17 protein-coding genes and 1 pseudogene are annotated in these 15,427 nt (G+C 68.2%); 13 read left to right on the forward strand and 5 right to left on the reverse strand.

Going from position 1 to position 15,427, the window contains the following annotated elements; all coding sequences use genetic code 11:
* Nucleotides 1-284 precede the first annotated feature (284 nt).
* Nucleotides 285-1,955 carry a tetratricopeptide repeat protein gene (locus ACNAVT_RS30385; protein ID WP_416301270.1) on the forward strand — a complete coding sequence of 557 codons (1,671 nt, stop codon included), beginning with the start codon at nucleotides 285-287 and terminating at the stop codon, nucleotides 1,953-1,955.
* 299 nt (nucleotides 1,956-2,254) lie between these two features.
* Here ACNAVT_RS30385 and ACNAVT_RS30390 read toward each other — a convergent pair whose 3' ends face one another.
* Nucleotides 2,255-2,647: a nuclear transport factor 2 family protein gene (locus ACNAVT_RS30390; protein WP_416301272.1), complete on the reverse strand. Its 393-nt coding sequence runs from the start codon at nucleotides 2,645-2,647 to the stop codon at nucleotides 2,255-2,257.
* A gap of 405 nt (nucleotides 2,648-3,052) precedes the next feature.
* Here ACNAVT_RS30390 and ACNAVT_RS30395 point away from each other — a divergent pair, with 405 nt between their 5' ends.
* The 8 genes and pseudogenes from ACNAVT_RS30395 to ACNAVT_RS30430 all read left to right on the forward strand — a co-directional run.
* The gene (locus ACNAVT_RS30395; RefSeq protein WP_416301274.1) at nucleotides 3,053-3,289 is read left to right on the forward strand and encodes a hypothetical protein; all 237 of its coding nucleotides are present in this window, start codon (nucleotides 3,053-3,055) and stop codon (nucleotides 3,287-3,289) included.
* 409 nt (nucleotides 3,290-3,698) lie between these two features.
* Complete coding sequence (locus tag ACNAVT_RS30400; RefSeq protein ID WP_416301310.1) at nucleotides 3,699-4,043, forward strand: ArsR/SmtB family transcription factor; 345 nt, start codon at nucleotides 3,699-3,701, stop codon at nucleotides 4,041-4,043.
* A complete protein-coding gene (locus tag ACNAVT_RS30405; protein WP_416301276.1) occupies nucleotides 4,040-4,507 on the forward strand; it encodes an SRPBCC family protein in 468 nt (155 codons plus the stop codon). The genes ACNAVT_RS30400 and ACNAVT_RS30405 overlap by 4 nt, the downstream gene beginning before the upstream one ends.
* Nucleotides 4,508-4,517: 10 nt before the next feature.
* Nucleotides 4,518-4,928, forward strand: a complete 411-nt coding sequence (locus tag ACNAVT_RS30410) for a DUF6069 family protein (protein WP_416301278.1) — start codon at nucleotides 4,518-4,520, stop codon at nucleotides 4,926-4,928.
* Nucleotides 4,929-5,324: 396 nt separating this feature from the next.
* A complete protein-coding gene (locus tag ACNAVT_RS30415) occupies nucleotides 5,325-6,785 on the forward strand; it encodes a carboxylesterase/lipase family protein (RefSeq protein ID WP_416301312.1) in 1,461 nt (486 codons plus the stop codon).
* A gap of 183 nt (nucleotides 6,786-6,968) precedes the next feature.
* Entirely contained in the window at nucleotides 6,969-7,241 is a 273-nt protein-coding gene (locus ACNAVT_RS30420; protein ID WP_416301280.1) for an SHOCT domain-containing protein, read from the forward strand.
* A gap of 39 nt (nucleotides 7,242-7,280) precedes the next feature.
* On the forward strand, nucleotides 7,281-7,832 hold the full coding sequence (locus ACNAVT_RS30425; RefSeq protein WP_416301282.1) for an alpha/beta fold hydrolase: 552 nt from the start codon (nucleotides 7,281-7,283) through the stop codon (nucleotides 7,830-7,832).
* 49 nt (nucleotides 7,833-7,881) lie between these two features.
* Nucleotides 7,882-7,974, forward strand: a pseudogene (locus ACNAVT_RS30430) (IS5/IS1182 family transposase); the annotation flags it as partial.
* Between the two features lie 140 nt (nucleotides 7,975-8,114).
* Here the strand turns inward: ACNAVT_RS30430 and ACNAVT_RS30435 are convergent.
* Nucleotides 8,115-9,125: a glycoside hydrolase family 11 protein gene (locus ACNAVT_RS30435; protein ID WP_416301283.1), complete on the reverse strand. Its 1,011-nt coding sequence runs from the start codon at nucleotides 9,123-9,125 to the stop codon at nucleotides 8,115-8,117.
* A gap of 420 nt (nucleotides 9,126-9,545) precedes the next feature.
* Here ACNAVT_RS30435 and ACNAVT_RS30440 point away from each other — a divergent pair, with 420 nt between their 5' ends.
* The 3 genes from ACNAVT_RS30440 (at nucleotide 9,546) to ACNAVT_RS30450 (ending at nucleotide 12,115) form a co-directional block, all read left to right on the forward strand.
* Nucleotides 9,546-10,406, forward strand: a complete 861-nt coding sequence (locus ACNAVT_RS30440; protein ID WP_416301284.1) for a cellulose binding domain-containing protein — start codon at nucleotides 9,546-9,548, stop codon at nucleotides 10,404-10,406.
* A 216-nt stretch (nucleotides 10,407-10,622) separates the two neighbouring features.
* Nucleotides 10,623-11,405 (forward strand): glycosyltransferase, encoded by a 783-nt coding sequence (locus ACNAVT_RS30445; protein ID WP_416301285.1) that lies wholly within the window; start codon nucleotides 10,623-10,625, stop codon nucleotides 11,403-11,405.
* Nucleotides 11,402-12,115 carry a polysaccharide deacetylase family protein gene (locus ACNAVT_RS30450; RefSeq protein WP_416301286.1) on the forward strand — a complete coding sequence of 238 codons (714 nt, stop codon included), beginning with the start codon at nucleotides 11,402-11,404 and terminating at the stop codon, nucleotides 12,113-12,115. The genes ACNAVT_RS30445 and ACNAVT_RS30450 overlap by 4 nt, the downstream gene beginning before the upstream one ends.
* A 724-nt stretch (nucleotides 12,116-12,839) precedes the next feature.
* Here the strand turns inward: ACNAVT_RS30450 and ACNAVT_RS30455 are convergent.
* From ACNAVT_RS30455 to ACNAVT_RS30465, 3 genes are all read right to left on the reverse strand, one after another.
* On the reverse strand, nucleotides 12,840-13,745 hold the full coding sequence (locus tag ACNAVT_RS30455) for a dioxygenase (protein ID WP_416301287.1): 906 nt from the start codon (nucleotides 13,743-13,745) through the stop codon (nucleotides 12,840-12,842).
* The gene (locus ACNAVT_RS30460; protein ID WP_416301288.1) at nucleotides 13,742-14,131 is read right to left on the reverse strand and encodes a DUF2218 domain-containing protein; all 390 of its coding nucleotides are present in this window, start codon (nucleotides 14,129-14,131) and stop codon (nucleotides 13,742-13,744) included. The genes ACNAVT_RS30455 and ACNAVT_RS30460 overlap by 4 nt, the downstream gene beginning before the upstream one ends.
* Before the next feature lie 103 nt (nucleotides 14,132-14,234).
* Nucleotides 14,235-14,810 (reverse strand): NADPH-dependent F420 reductase, encoded by a 576-nt coding sequence (locus ACNAVT_RS30465; RefSeq protein WP_416301289.1) that lies wholly within the window; start codon nucleotides 14,808-14,810, stop codon nucleotides 14,235-14,237.
* A 91-nt stretch (nucleotides 14,811-14,901) separates the two neighbouring features.
* Here ACNAVT_RS30465 and ACNAVT_RS30470 point away from each other — a divergent pair, with 91 nt between their 5' ends.
* Complete coding sequence (locus ACNAVT_RS30470) at nucleotides 14,902-15,393, forward strand: MarR family winged helix-turn-helix transcriptional regulator (protein WP_416301290.1); 492 nt, start codon at nucleotides 14,902-14,904, stop codon at nucleotides 15,391-15,393.
* The last annotated feature ends 34 nt before the right edge of the window (nucleotides 15,394-15,427 follow it).

A 15,427-nucleotide genomic window follows, 5' to 3' on the forward strand; every position in this document is an offset into this window, starting at 1 on the left:
CGGGAACGTGGGGGTCATTCCTGCTGGCCTCCGACTGATCATCTGTGTCCGGCTGACGTTAGCAGGGCCTGCTGACCAGGTGATTCGACCAACCGTCATCGCCAACCTCGAAATACCAGAGCGAGCGGCCCCAATCGTCGAACTCATCGCCTCTGGTCTCGTTCCAACGACGGGGATAGAAGCGGTTCGGCGCGGCGGCAGAATATCGTCACGCGACATCCTCGTCTGCCGCGCGCGCCATGCAGTGTCATCACAACAGCTCAAGCCAGCGCCCGGTAATGGCGATGAGCGGATACCTGGGGCGCGACGCCCAGCCCGTGGGTATTGATCGTTGGGCTTATATTCGCCCGTGTGGAGTTGGCGGGTTGGCGCAGATGGCTGCGGCGGGGAGCGCGGGAGGACCACCGCTGCGCCGGGTCGGGGCGGTCGTCGATGAGGCGGTGGATCTGCGGCGCGCCGGCCGTTTCGACGACGCGGTGGAGACGGGTCGCCGGGCTGTGGAGATGTTGCATGGCTTGGCAGCGCGGGACCGTGGCACCGCTCTGCCTGCTCTCGTGTTGGCATGCACCAACCTGTCCTACTACTTATCGGACGCTGGGCGGCCGGCGGAGGCGCTGGAGCGTGCCGAGGAGGCGGTCCGGCTGGCTCGGGAGCTTTACACCATCGACCGCCGCCACGAGGAGCAGCTTGCCGAGGCCCTTGGCGCGCTCACCAGCCGGCTTATGAATTCGGGCCGGGCGCCGGAGGCGCTGGCTGCCGGCCGTGAGGCGATGGCGCTGATGGACGCTTACCCTGACGTCCTGCTGTCCCGGCTGCTCGAGCCCTACGCGATGGCGTTGGCGGCGACCGGTCACCACGCCGAGGCGCTGCAAGTCAGCGACCGCGCCCTACAGTTGCAGCGCGGGCTGGCCGCGGATCAACCGGTCGGCTCGGAGATGCACAACGCCCTGGGGAGGGTCTTGAGCCTCCACGCCAACCGGCTGTACGAGGCAGGGCGGTGGGAGGAGGCGGTCGAGGTCGGCGCCGAGACGGTCGCGCATTTCCGTGAGTCGATGGCGCACAGCCGGCCACGGGGTCTCGTCTACTTGGTGATTGCCTTGAAGAACCAGGCGGTTTGCCTGGCTGGGGTACGACGACTGGCGGAGGCTCTGGCGGCGGCTGCGGAGGCGGTCGAACTGAGTCGTGAACTGGTCGCAGCGCAGCCCGAGGCGCATCATCCGCTGCTCGCCTCGTGCCTGGACACGTACGGCGGGCGGCTCAGCGACATGGACCGGGAAGCGGAGGCTGTGGCCGCGACCGATGAGGCGGTTCAGCTGTATCGCAAACTGGCCGCTGTCGACCGGGGTGCCTACCTGTCGAGGCTGGCCGAGGCGGTGAGCAACCTTGGAGCCGTCACCGAGGATCGAAAGGCCAGCCTCGCGCTCACGACAGAAGCTGTGCAGATGCGCCGGGAGCTCGTTGCTGACAACCGGGCCGGGCACCTGCGCGAGCTGGCACTGTCGCTGTCGAACCTGGCTAACGGGCTGTCCGAGTCCGGCCGGCTCGACGAGGCTCTGGCCGTTGGCGAAGAGACCCTCGAACTGCAGCGCGAGTTCGCGGCGGCGAACCGGCCCGCAATCCTGTCGCGACACGCAGAGATGCTGAGGCGACAGGCGGTACGGCTGGACGACGCGGGCCGCACAGTCGAGGCGCTGGCGCTCGGCGAGGAAGCTGTCGCAGTCGCTCGCGAGGCGGTCACCGGCAACCGGGCCGCCAATCTCAAGATCTTGTCGTTTGCGCTCGAGGATCAGGCGGCACGGCTCGAGAATCTGCCCCGTCTCGGTGCACGGCAGGCGCGACGGCACGGGGCCACGCCGAGCCACAGCAAGAAGAAGGCGCGCAAGGCACAGGTCATGGCGCGGGAGGCGGACGAGTTGTGGGCGGAGTACCAACAAGGAAGTTCCGCCTCCGGCTGAGCGAGGGCACGGCGTCCGCTCAGCGGCTTCAGCCGGCTAGCATCACCGCCCCGACCGGGTGGATGGCAGAGACAACGGACGCAACCGCGACGACAAGACCCGGTCAAGCTCTCGCCCAAGCCGTAGCGTTGATCGCCTACGGCCGGTCCGTGGAAGGCTGATGAGCACTTGCCGCACCATGAATCCCGAACCAGCGCTGCCCCAACCCTGGCTACGCACCCTCGTCACCCCACCTCAACAACGACTGACAGGTCCGCTCATGCCGCCGGCAGCGTTTGGGCTGTCGTAGCGTGCCCGGGTCAGCTTCCAGCGGGACGCGCGGTGGTCGGCTGCGCTGGCCAGAAAGGCCACTCCTCGAACGAGCTGCAGCGCCCGTCCTCGGCGAAACGCATGATCCACAGGTCACGATACTCCTGGTCAACTGGGTCGCCGTACCGGACCGCCACGCGCGCCACCGCAGTGTCGCCCTCCACCGCGACGACCTCACTGGTCATCTGGAACACCTCGCCGGGGCCGTCCCGCTCGTCTTCCCACATCCGGGCTATGGCTGGCAGGCCGATGATCGGTCTCTGGTACGGCCCCTGCAGATAGCTCGCCTCTGCAGTGAAGATCGTGGCGAGGACCTCCGTCCCCTGCGTCCGCCACGCATGCTCGTAGGCCGCGACCCAGCCAATCACCTGCTTCCTGTCCATAGTGCCAGCTTGCCACTTGACCAAGCGCTCAACGGCAGTGTCCGGGTTAGGGCCTGCGCCCGGCCGCAGGCTCGATCGCTGGATCCGGATCGTGCACCAGGAGACTACGAACCTATGATCACCAGGCGAAGATCGAGAATTCTGGGGTGTGCTGTGAGTCGGGTCGGCGTTGCCGGCCGCGCTGCCGTGGCAGCCGCGTTGGGGCTGTGCGTTGGGGGCTGTGGTCGGTTGGGCGACGCTGTGTCAGGGGACCACTCCGCCCGCGACTGCCACCCGGATCCGAAGACGGTCGCCGCACTGCGCCAGGAACCGGTGTTGACCCAGGCGCCACCCGGCGCAACCATGGCAGCGGCGACAGAGACCGTCAGCTGCGGTTGGAAGGATTCGAAGCCCCCCAACCTCGGCATGGTTGACGGAGAGGTCACCGGAGCCGGTGCCGCCGACGAGGTATCGCGCTTCTACGCAGACCTCGCCCGTTCCAGCGGCTGGCAGACGTTCGGCCAGGGCAGCCAGGTCTACGAAGCCTGGAAGCCAGACGAGACCAACTGCACGTGGAGACTTCAGGTACTCGGCATCGCCGAGGGGGTCTACCACGTGCAGATCAACTACACGCCTCGGGGCCTCCGGCCCACCTGCCTCTGACTCTGGGCAATCCCGTTTGGCGCCCGAAACTCCACCGACCCGGGTAACGCGCGCGATCAACTGGTCGTGTTGATCGGGAGGGGCAGCCATCCTCGTCTGCCGCTCCGGGCGTGCTGGCGTTCATCGCCGCTGGTGCGCACGGTATGGCTGCCTTTCCTGCTCCCGCTTCCGGCGTCGTACCTACCGATCAGCTCGTCTTGCGCGCCGCGGTGTCCGCCTTCCTGGGCCGCTACCGCGGCCAGATTCGCGTCCATACCGAGACTCGGTGCCGGTCGGCCACCGGTCGAAACTGTCGCGATCCAATCGCTATACGGATCGCGGGTGCCTGCATCCGGACGTGCCGAACTGAATGCGTCGCCGCTCGCGCAACACATTGAACCTGAAGGTTCAGTGTTGTAAGGTGAACTACGTGGTTCACCAACATGTCCTGGACCGGGTGTTCGCCTCTCTGGCCGATCCGACCCGCCGAGGCATTCTGATCCGGCTCGGCGATGGCCCGGCCACCATCGGCGAGCTGGCCGAGCCCACCGGGATGAGCCTGACCGGTATGAAGAAGCACGTCCAGGTGCTCGAAGATGCCGGACTCGTCGTCACGGAGAAGGTCGGCCGGTCACGCCAGTGCCGCCTCGGTGTTGCGCCGCTGGATGAGGCGATGGCCTGGATCAGCTTCTACCAGCGGCTCTGGGCCCGTCGCCTCGACGGTCTCGATGCCTACTTCACCCTCCAGCCCGGCCCGAAGGGACAGGATTCATGACGCTCGACATGCGGATGACGCGGCAACTGCCCGCGACACCAGAGGAGGTCTTCGACGCGTACACGGACGCCGAGAAGCAGAAGATCTGGTTCACCATCCTCGACGAGCAGCCCGGCATCGTCGAGATCGAGGTCGATCTGCGGGTCGGCGGACAGCAGACTGCAGTGTGGGGGCCCAACCCCGACATGCTGTTCCGAGAGACGCAAACATTCGTCGAGATCGACCGCCCGCACCGGCTCGTCACCGAGTCCACCGGCGCCAGCCCGGACGGCATGACCATGACGACGCGCATCGAGATCACTTTCGAAGAGAAGGATGGCGGCACCCTGATGACCGTCGTCCAGAGCGGCTTCCCGGTTCCCGAGATCCGGGACTTCTTCGTCAGCGAGGTGTGGGCCGGCGCATTCGCCCGTATCGAGGCGTTCCTGGCCCGTCAGCGCGGAACGGAGCCTGCTGATGTCTAGGCTCTCTCGGGTGGCGGTCGTCGCCCTCGGCGGCGTCACCGCCGTGGTGGTCAATCTCATCGTCTACGGCGTCGGGCGAGCAGCTGGCGGCACGTTCCAGTTCACCTCCTCCAGCGGACCGGCCGAGGTCGACGCAGTCACCGTCGCCGGGTTCAGCGCAGTACCGCTGCTGATCGGCCTTGCCGCCGTCGCCCTGCTGGCACCGTTTGCTGCCTGGGTCATCCGGGCCGCCTTGGTCGTCGGCCCGGTGCTGGCGGTCGGCACGATTGCCCTCATGACCCTGCCCACCGACTTCGACACCGCGAGCAAGGCGACATTGGCCCTCTGCCACCTGACACTCGTCCCGACCACCATCGCCGCCGTGGTTGCCATCGGCCGTCGGACGGGTGCCACCCGCGCATCAAAAATCATCGCAACCTGACCCGCGCGGCACGCCGGAAGGAGATCCTGCCAACGACGTGCCGGCTCCGGAACCAACCGGGATGCGTCACCACTCGGATGACGGCGAGTGCCACCGGGAGCAGAGCCGGGAAAGCAGCATGTTCGTGGCCTGATCCGAGTTCCCGTGTGGCCCGGGCTCGGGGAGGACCGGGGGGGGCGTACGGGTGCTGACGTAGTCGGGGTGTCGCTCACGTACGGATGACCGTGCGCTGCGTGCTTCCTAGCGTCACGATGCATGAGATATTTACGGCTGATTGTCGCGCTCGTCGCTGTTGCCGGGTCGTTCGCGGTATCCGGGGCGGTCCCGGTCAGCGCCGGCGCAAGTGTGCAGCTTTCCCCGATCGTCCGTGTGGACTCCGGCGTCCTGCGCGGCAGCATGTCCGCCCATCATCGCAGCTTCTCCGGCATCCCGTACGCGGCGCCGCCGGTGGGCGCCAGGCGCTGGCGCCCGCCCGCGCCGCCCGCGCCGTGGGACTCGCCCCGGGATGCCTCCCAGCCCGGCCCGGTCTGCCCGCAGTTGGGTGGCCCGACCGGTTCCACGATCGTCGGGGACGAGGACTGCTTGTACCTGAACGTCACCACGCCGGTCCACGGCGACGACCAGGCGCGACCGGTCCTCGTGTGGCTCCCGGGTGGCCGTTTCGTCTCTGGCGCGGGCAGCGACTACGACCCGACCCGCCTGGCCGTGACCGGTGGAATGGTGGTCGTGACGGCCAACTACCGGCTCGGCGCACTCGGGTTCCTCGACCTGCCCGCGCTGGCTGCCGACCCCGACGCCGGTAACTACGGGCTGGCCGATCAACGCGCCGCGCTCCGCTGGGTGCGGCGGAACATCGCTGGCTTCGGCGGCGACCCAGACAGTGTGACGCTGGCCGGGCAGTCGGCCGGCGGGTACAGCATCTGCGCACAGCTTGCCTCGCCCGCCGCGGCAGGCCTGTTCCAGAAAGCGATCATCCAGAGCAGCCCGTGCGGCAACGCGATGGTGACCAGACAGGTGGCACAGACGTGGGGCAGGCAGGCCGCCCAGGAGCTGGGCTGCAACACGCCGGCGATCGAAGTCGACTGCCTTCGCGCGATTTCGGCGGCCCGCCTGGTCACCCTCGGCGCTGACCACATGCCGATCTCCGCCGGCCGGCTCGCGGATCTGCCCTGGCTACCGGTCGCGGACACATCGGTGCTGCCTCGGCAACCGTTGGACGCGCTACGTCGAGGATCATCCGCGCGCGTACCGATGCTAACTGGTAGCACTCGTGACGAAATGCGCCCCTTTGTTGCGCTGGAACACGACGCCCGCGGCCGTCCGGTGACCGTCGCCGACTATCCGGAGCTTCTCAGTGCGCAGTTCGGCCCTCGCGCGGCTGCGATACGCGCCCATTATCCGGCCACCAGCTACCCAAGCCCGGGGATCGCACTGGCGACGGTCCTCACCGACTGGGGCCACATGTTGGGCGCCTGCCCGGTGCTTCCGGCCAACCGAGCGGTCGCCGAACACGCTCCGGTGTACGCCTACGAGTTCGCCGAGGACAGCGGCGCCAGCATCGCCGGGTTTCCGTTGGGCGCCCCGCACGGCGCCGAGCTGCCGTACCTGTTCGACGGCGCGTTCGACGGTCCGGGAGACGTACCCCTGACCGTGCCGCAGCGGCACCTGTCCGAGCAGTTGATCCGGTACTGGTCGAACTTCGCCGCCAGCGGCGACCCCAACGGCGCCGGCCTACCGGCCTGGCCGAGGCACCGCGGCGGCGACGGCGGCCTCGTGCTGTCCATGACCAACGGCAGCATCGAGGCGACCGACTTCGGCAAGGCACACCAGTGCGGTTTCTGGAACGGTTCGGCCTGAATCCACCTCCCTCACGTCGGCGGGTCGCGTCCCGGCCGGCCGGCGTGCCAGGGTGCTGGTGGGAGGTACGTCCTGCGACGTAGGGCGGGTGTCGTTGCACGACCGACGGCGGCAGCCTTACCGCGGGCCATCCTCAGGGCAGAGGGCGAGCAGAAGCGAGCCCCGAGACCGAGGGAGATTGTGATGCTGGCGGAAGTGGCAGGTCACGTGTACGCCCAGCCTGGCCCGGGGTGGGGAGACGGAAACGGCCCCTGGAACGGCGGAGCGGGCTGGTGGCTGATCTTTCCGGCGCTGTTCTGGCTTCTCGTGCTGTCGTCGCTCGGTTACCTGATCTACCGCAGGTCGCCGACCCGGTCGGCGCGCGGCGTGGCCGAGCGAGTTCTCGCCGAGCGCTTCGCGCGGGGCGAGATCAGCGAGGAGGAGCTGAAGCAGCGCCGAGCGGTTCTGCGGCGATGAAAGGCGTTCTCGGCGTGCACGGCGCGAAGGAGGATCATCATGGCAGGGGCCCGGCAGATCTTGTTCATCCAGGGCGGCGGCGCGGGCGCGCACGACGAATGGGACGACAAGCTGTGCGACAGCCTGAGGCGGAAGCTCGGGGACGGGTACGAGGTCCGCTACCCGCGCATGCCCGACGAGGACGACCCGAGCTACGCCAGGTGGAGCGCGGCCATCCGGCGTGAGATGACGGCCTTGGACGACGGTGCGGTCATCGCCGGCCATTCGGTGGGCGGGACGATCCTCATCAACGCACTCGCCGAGCGGCCACCGGAACGGGAGCTCAGGGCCATCGTGCTGATCGCCGCTCCGTTCGTCGGTGCGGGCGGCTGGCCCGGCGACGAGTTCGAGCTGCCACACGACCTCGGCGCGAGGCTGCCGCAAGGCGTGCCGGTGCATGTGTTTCATGGACTCCAGGACGAGATTGCCCCACCATCGCATGCTGACCTGTACGCCCGCACCATCCCGCAGGCACAACTGCACCGGCTGCCCGGACGCGATCACCAGCTGGACAATGACCTGAGCGAGGTGGCGAAGACGATTAGTTCCTGACGACCTCGGCCCCGTCAACCAGGAATAGCGAAGAGACGAGACACGTGGGGAGCAGTCGGGTGCAGAGCACCGCCCTGGCCGAGCGCAGGTCGAACACGCCTTGGCCGGGATGAAGAACTGGAAGGTCTTACGCGACGACCGCCGTCAAACAGGGTCAGGCCCGGTTCGCGGCCGGGGAGGCGGTGCCGGGCCGGGAAGAGATCGACAGGATGGTGCGCACAGTCCGTGCGAAAGCGAGATCTGGGGTGCCGGCAGAGCCGCCACCCCAGATCCCTTGTGGTGCTAGGACGCCGCGCAGCTGGCGGTCGGGTTCGTGTTGTTGCCGTTCTTGTAGAGCGTGATGCCGAAGTTGTTGCCGGAGCCGTTCGGCCGGGCGGTCAGCGTGCCGGTGCTGCCGCTGACCGAGGCGCTCCAGCTGTTCTGCAGGCTCTGGCTGCCGTTCAGCCGGATCGTGACGGTCCAGTTGTTGCTGCCGCTGACGGAGAGGTTCACGTTGAACCGGTCGGTCCACTCCTGGGTGCGCGTGACGCTGACGGTGCAGCTGCCGCCACCACCGGACGGGGGCGGGGTGGTACCGCCACCGCTCGGGCCTTCGCTGACGGTGATGCTGGAGCTGCCGCTGCTCTGGTAGCCCTCGGTCGCCATGATCTGGTAATCGTGGCTGCCGAGGTTGAGGCCGAGGCTTCTCCAGGCGTTGAAGTGGTTGGCGGTGGTGATGGTGCCGCTGCTGCGGTGCGACTGCCGGACGCTCCAGTACTGGTAGAACGTCGCCGTGCCGTCAATGGAGGGCTGGTTGACCCGCTGCGTGCGGTAGATGTCGTAGGTGCTGCCGTCGGTGGTTACCGACCCGAGCCGGGTAGCGCCCGAACTCGGGTTGTAGCTGCCGAAGTTCTCCACGATGTAGTACTCGATGAGCGGGTTTCTGGTCCACCCGTACAGCGCGAGATACCCGTTGCCGTTCGGGCTGAACGAGCCGGAGTAGTTCACGGTGTGGCTGGACCCGGGCTTCCAGCCCTTGCCGACGACCATGTTGTTCATATTGCTCCACTGGACGCTGTAGGAGCCGCCGGCGCCCAGCGTCATGGTGACGTTGCCGTTGTCCTTCCAGTACGAGTAGAAGTACCCGTTGTGGGTGCCCGTCGCGTTCGACGTGACGGTTCGGTCGGCTTCGGCGTGGGCGAGGCCGGCCACGGTCAGCGAGGCGGCGGCCAGCACGAGGGCGCTGACGCCGCTGACGAGCAGTCTGAACCGGCCGCGGCCGCGGCCCCTTGGGCGGGCGGGAGCATCGTTCATGGTGTCACCTACTCGTGAGGCCTGGCGGACGAGCCAGGCGGTGGTGGGGGATTGTGCCGCTCGACGGCGCTGACGACTGTCGATGAATCATCGTCATTGAGCGGCGGCCCACCTGTCAAGAATTTCCGGAAGGATCCGGAAGGCTGCTGCCTGGCGATGCCCCTGGCCAGAACCTCATCGCCAGGCTCCTCGAAGGTGTCAATCCAGCCTGATGGACTGTAGGACTCGGAAAGTTTCGGGAGCGTTCCGGAGGCTCACATGTGGACCGGATCCTGTGCGAAGGGGCCGGTGTGGCTCTGGATATGGGCGACGGCGCGGTCGCGGGGCCTGCGTTACCCAGCGGTTTGGACATGCCCGACCCGGCACAAGACATCGACTTGACGCTATGGGAGCGCTCCCGCAGCCTCGTGGGTCGACGAGATGGGCGCGTACGTCAAGGGCATCGACCGCAACCGCATGCTCGGCACCGGCCTGGAAGGCCACGAATCGAAGTACGGCTTCGGCGGCAACGAGGGCAGCCCCTTCGTCTACATTCACCAGTCCCCGTACATCGACTTCACCTCGGCGCACCCCTATCCCGACGAGGGCTGGGCGGGCCTGGACATCCCCAAGACCAAGACGCTGATTCGAGCCTGGATCAACGACTCGCACAACGCGGTGGGCAAGCGGTTCTACATGGGCGAGTGGAACGTCCACCAAGACTGGACCAACTGGTGGACGCAAATATACGGCGACTTCGAGGCGGCCGGCGGCGACGGCAGTGGGTTCTGGCGGTACAAGGACGGCAGCGGCGGTGGCGGATTCGACACCGTCTTCGGCGCGCCGCAACTCGCGGTCTTCCGTCAGCACTCGGCCAACATGGCTGCCAAATCCACGGGTACGCCACCCTCGCAGTCTCCGCAGCCGTCGCTGTCACCGTCGCCGTCCGCGTCGCCCAGCGTGAGCCCGAGCAACCCGGCGGGGACGTCCTGCAAGGCGACTTACCGCGTGGACAACTCGTGGTCCGGCGGCTTCAACGCGACCGTGACACTGACGAACACCGGCACCACGACCTTCACCAACTGGACAATGACCTTCACCGCGCCCAACGGCGTATCGCTGGGCAACGGCTGGAACGGTACCTGGGCCTTCAGCGCGCCGACCTTCACCGTGAAAGCCCCGGACTGGGCGCAAAACCTCGCACCGGGCGCGGCGTGGAGCCCGGCTTACACCGGCAACGGATCGGCGAGTCCGGCACCAACCGGCTTCCGATTGAACGGCGTCGCCTGCTCGACAACGTGAGCGCGGCGGGAGCGCGGGCCGACAGGGTCTGGGACCCTGTCGGCCAGCAGGCGCTAACTGAGAGACAGCCGCGGCGCCCATAAGGAACGTGTGGCGGTGAACCTCCGGGGAGCCGCCTCTAGGGGGAAGCCCGATGCGCCTTGGGGGGATAGCCCCGGTTGAAGTCGGGGGAGTTCCGGATCCTTTCGGCGGACCCGCCGACCAATACTGATCCGCATGCCAGAGAGGCCCAGGTTCACCGTAGTCATCCCGTGCTTCAACGAGGCCGGTTATCTCACCGACGCTCTCCTCTCCCTGCAGAAGCAGGACTTCGACGGAGTGTGCGAGGTCATCGTGGTCGACAACAACTGCACGGACGAGACCGCGGACATCGCTCGCGACCTCGGCGCGCGAGTAGTGGTCGAGCCGGTGCCGGGGGTGTGCGACGCCCGCCAGCGCGGCACAGAGGTGGCGCGCGGTGAGATCATCGTCTCCACCGACGCCGATACGGTCCACAGCCGTGATTGGCTCAGCCGTATCGACGCGCGGTTTCGCAGCGATGGCCGCATCGTCGCGGTCGTCGGCCCTTGCCAGTACGAAGACGGCCCTCGGTGGGGCCGGCTCTACAGCCGGATGCTGTTCGGAGCCGTCAACGGCGTCTACCGACTGACCGGCCGCGCCGTTTACGCGAGCGCGACGAACATCGCTTTCCGCCGCGAGGCCTGGACGGGCTACGACACCAGCCTGACGCAGGGCGGCGACGAGCTCGACCAACTGCGCCGGCTCCGGAAGAAGGGCCGGGTCGTCTACGACCATGACAACTCGACCTGCACGTCGGGTCGGAGGCTCACCCGCGGGCTCGCGTACAACCTGTTCGTGACCCTGCCCATGCACTACCTGCTGACCTACGCCGTGAACCGGATCGCGGGGCGGCGCGTGCTCGGATCGGCGCCGGCGTTCCGCGACCACGCGGGGTCGTTCGAGGTAGCCCTGGCAGCCAGCCGTGAGGAGGCCCGGTGATCGTTTTGATCGGGCCGTTGCTGCTGGCTATCGGCGGGGCGTACTGGCTGCTGATGTCGCCGTTCGCCCCGTCTTCGCGCGGCTACCCCTACCGCGGCTCGGCGGCCGAACGGGTGGTGGCGTTGACGTTTGACGACGGCCCGAACGAGCCGTACACCTCACAGATCCTCGACATCCTGTCAGCACGAGGCATCCGGGCCACTTTTTTCCACGTCGGACACTGCGTCGAGCGCCACCCCGAAGTCGCCGTACGCGCGATCGACGCCGGCCACGTCCTGGGCAACCATTCGCTGAGCCACCGGTTCGGCACATACCTGCGACCGAGGGCGTACGAGCGAGAAGTCGAGCGGAGCCAACAAATCCTGGCGCGAGTCACCGGCCGAACCCCAGCGCTGGCCCGCACACCCTGGCTGTGGCGCCAGCCGGCCCTGCTGCGGATGTTGCGCCGAAGCGGCCTGCACCCGGTCGCCGGTGAGTTCGGCCATGCGCTGGAGGTGTTCCAGCCGTCCGGCGTACGGATGGCTCGCCGTGCCATCGCCAAGACGCGCCCTGGCTCGATTCTCATCTTCCACGACGGGTTCGACGGCCGGGGCGGCAACCGCGCGGAGACGGTCGTCGCGGTGCGGGAGACGATCGAAGGGCTCCTGGCCCGCGGCTACCGGTTCGTGACGGTGGACGAGCTGCTCGGCGTGCCGGCGTACCAGGCGTAGACCCCCGAAGCGGTCACATCCATCGACGAGAGATTGCCGCTCGAACGGTCACGGCAGCGGTCATGGGTGGCATGGTGCCGCCCTCACGCAGCGTTGCGCGAGGGACTACTTCGCCATCGCGAAGCTCTCTCGGGCTCGTCGAGGTGGTTCGCGCTTGCCGGGCAGGGGGTTGCGGCGGCGCCGGCTTGATGTGGTCGCCGAGGAGCCAAAAGCGCGCTCAGATCGACTACTTGTGACCGTCAAAGATCATGGGTCGAGCGGGTTGACCTGGGCGGATGCTCCTGTGGTCGGTCTGCGGCGTGCGGCCCAGGCGGTGCGTTCGGTGCGGACCGAGAGGCCGTCGCGGCGAAAGTGCGGTGGGGGCTCTTGGTGTCGAGCAGCCGGTCGAGGGCATCTTCGCCGCTGGGCGAGGCTACGCGTCGGACACATCACCGCAGGCCAGCCTCAGCTCCCGCCCCCGGGTCGAGCGGGCGGGGCTACGTCCGTCATCGGGCATTGTGGAATGGTTTGATACGTGCGCCACCGCACTCACACCGACTCGGCGTGGCGAGCATCCACGAGAGTGATCTGAGGATTGACGCGTAAGGAGTGCCGGTGCTCAGCCGGTCGTAACTCTGGATCGAACCGGCGTAGCGCACCCGCGCGGGGCCCGGCGGTCTTTGGCGCGGGTGCGCCAGGCGAGGCGGCGCCGGCACCGCGCGGCCGTGCCGTGGAGGCGGCCGGGTCAGGCGGCCTCGAGGGACCGCTTGGCCAGGCCGAGGGCGTAGCCGTCAATGGCGGTGGTCGGTGCCGTGGTGGGGTCGGTGGCGGCGCCGAGGGTGACGAACAGCGGGGTGAAGTGCTCGACGGTGGGGTGGGCGTAGGGCATGCCCGGGGCGTGGGAGCGGAACCTGGCGAGCTCGTCAACGTCGCCGCGGGCCAGCGCGTCGGCGGCCCAGTGATCGAAGTCAGACGACCAGCGTGGCACCTTGTCGAGGTTCTGCCAGTCGATGAACGGCAGCCCGTGAGTCATGTAGCCCGACCCGATCACCAGCACTCCGGACTCCCGCAGCGTCCTGAGCCGCCGGCCCAGTGCCATCAGCCGGTCCGGGTCATGGGTGGGCATGCTCAGCTGCAACACCGGGATGTCCGCCTTGGGGTACATGATCTTCAGCGGCACCCAGGCGCCGTGGTCCAGGCCGCGGTTGCGGTGCTCGTGGACTTGCTCGGTGTCCGGCATCAGCGCGACGACCTGCTGGGCGAGGTCCACGGCGGGCGGGGTGTCGTAGCGCATCCGGTAGTACATCGGGTGGAAGCCGCCGAAGTCATAGACCAGCTCAACGGGCCGGGTGCTGGTGATGCTCAGCGGCGCGGACTCCCAGTGCGCGGAGACGATCAGGATCGCCCGCGGTCGGGGCAGGGCCCGGGCCCAGGTGTGCAGCTGGGTCATCCAGTCGGTCATCTCGAACAGCATCGGTGCGCCGTGGCTGAGGTAGAGCGCGGGCAGCGGACCGTCGGCCGGCGTCCACCGCCGGTGCCGCTGAGCGTTCTCGAGGGTGGCGGCCCGCCGCAGGTGCCTGGTGAACGGGTGCTGGGCGGGGATGAGCGCGTCGGCGGCCGCGGTGGTGCCGGCGGCGGCGTGGTTGGTCATCGATTCTCCTCGCAGAGGTGTGGTGCGGGACGGCGCGCCGGTGACGCGTCGGCGCGCACGGGATCGGGTGCGGTGGTGCGGACCCAGGACACGGTGAGGCCTGCTCGCCGCCCGAACCGCTCAAGGTGGCTGCCGAGGACCTGCTCGATCAAGGCCATGCTCCGCTCGTCGTCGCCGGTGGCCAGCAGGGTCAGCACGCCGTGTCCGACGACGAGCTGGGCGGCGCCCTCACCGATCGCCGCACTCGAGACCGGCCCGTCGGTGCGGAACTCGATCTTGCGTCCCAGGTGTGCGACGAGCTGCTTGGCGTAGCGACCAGGTGCGTCGGTGACGATGTCGGCGCGCGAGCTCAACCGCGTGGTGGTGGTGGGTCGTGCTCCCTGCATGGCGGCTCCTTCGAGACGTGGTGGGTGATGGCGTCGCGGGCGGTGGCTCCCGTCCTAAAGGCCAGCGCCCGCGGCCAACGGGGCCAGAAGGCGTCCCGGCGGGTCAGGCCACGACGCCGAAGCCGCCGGTCCACGAAACCGTCTCCTTCGCGGCCAGGCTGATCTGCAGGAAGCCGAGGGCCTCCATCTCCCGGGCCCGCTTGAGCGCGCCGGCGTCGATGGCCTTCAGACCGGCCGCGCTGATCACGCCGATGAGGGTGGCCTTGGCATCGGCGTCGTCGCCGGCGACCAGAACGGTCGTGGTCAACGCGCCGACGGTGCCGGCGGCCAGCGTGCCGGCGAAGGTGGTGTTGAACGCCTTGAGCACCCGAGATCCCGGCAGCTTGGCGGCGATCTCGGCGGCGGCCGAGCTGTCGGCGGGGACGGTGAGCGAGTCGAAGGTCTCGAAGTTCAGCGGGTTGGTGATGTCGACCACGATCTTGCCCTTGAGCTGCTCACCACGCTCGGCGAGGACCTGGTCGATGGCCGGGTAGGGGACCGCGAGGACGACGATGTCGCCGGTGACCGGCTTGTCGGTATCGGTCTGGCCGAGCAGTTCGACGGTGTTGCCGCCCTTGGTGACGACGCTGGAGATGGCCTGGCCCATGTTGCCGGTGCCGATGATCGAGAGGTGTGCCACGGGAAATTCCTTTCGGAGCGGATGGTTGAAACCTCAACTAACACCGTACCAGATTTACTTGTAGCGTCAACTATTTGGGTAGGGTGTGAGGATGAGCAAGCAGTGGTTGACCAGCGAGCAGTTGGCGACGTGGGTGCGGCTGACCGCGGTGGTGGAGCTGCTTCCCGCAGCCTTGGACTCGCAGCTGCGCCGTGACGCCGGGCTGACCCATTTCGAGTACATGGTCCTCGCGATGCTGTCCGAGGCGCCCGAGCGCACGCTACGGATGACCGCCCTCGCCGCGCGCACGAACGCCACCTTGCCGCGGCTGTCTCACGTGGTCCGGCGGCTGGAGGACCGCGGCCTGGTGGAGCGGTTCCCCTGCCCGCAGGACGGGCGGGCCACCAACGCCCGACTGACCGAGGCGGGCTGGCAGAAGGTGACGGCGTCCGCCCCCGGGCATGTCGACAACGTCCGGCACCACGTGTTCGAGGTGCTCTCGCCGGAGCAGGTTGCGCAGCTGGCCGGGATCACTGACGCGATCCTCGACCGGCTGGACCCCGACGATGTGATGACCGCCCCGTGCCGGCGCCCCACTACGTAGGGTCCGCTGGCGCAACCAGCGAGCCCGACCGAAA

It is taken from the genome of Micromonospora sp. SL4-19 (assembly GCF_047921475.1).
Classification (GTDB): Bacteria; Actinomycetota; Actinomycetes; order Mycobacteriales; family Micromonosporaceae; genus Micromonospora.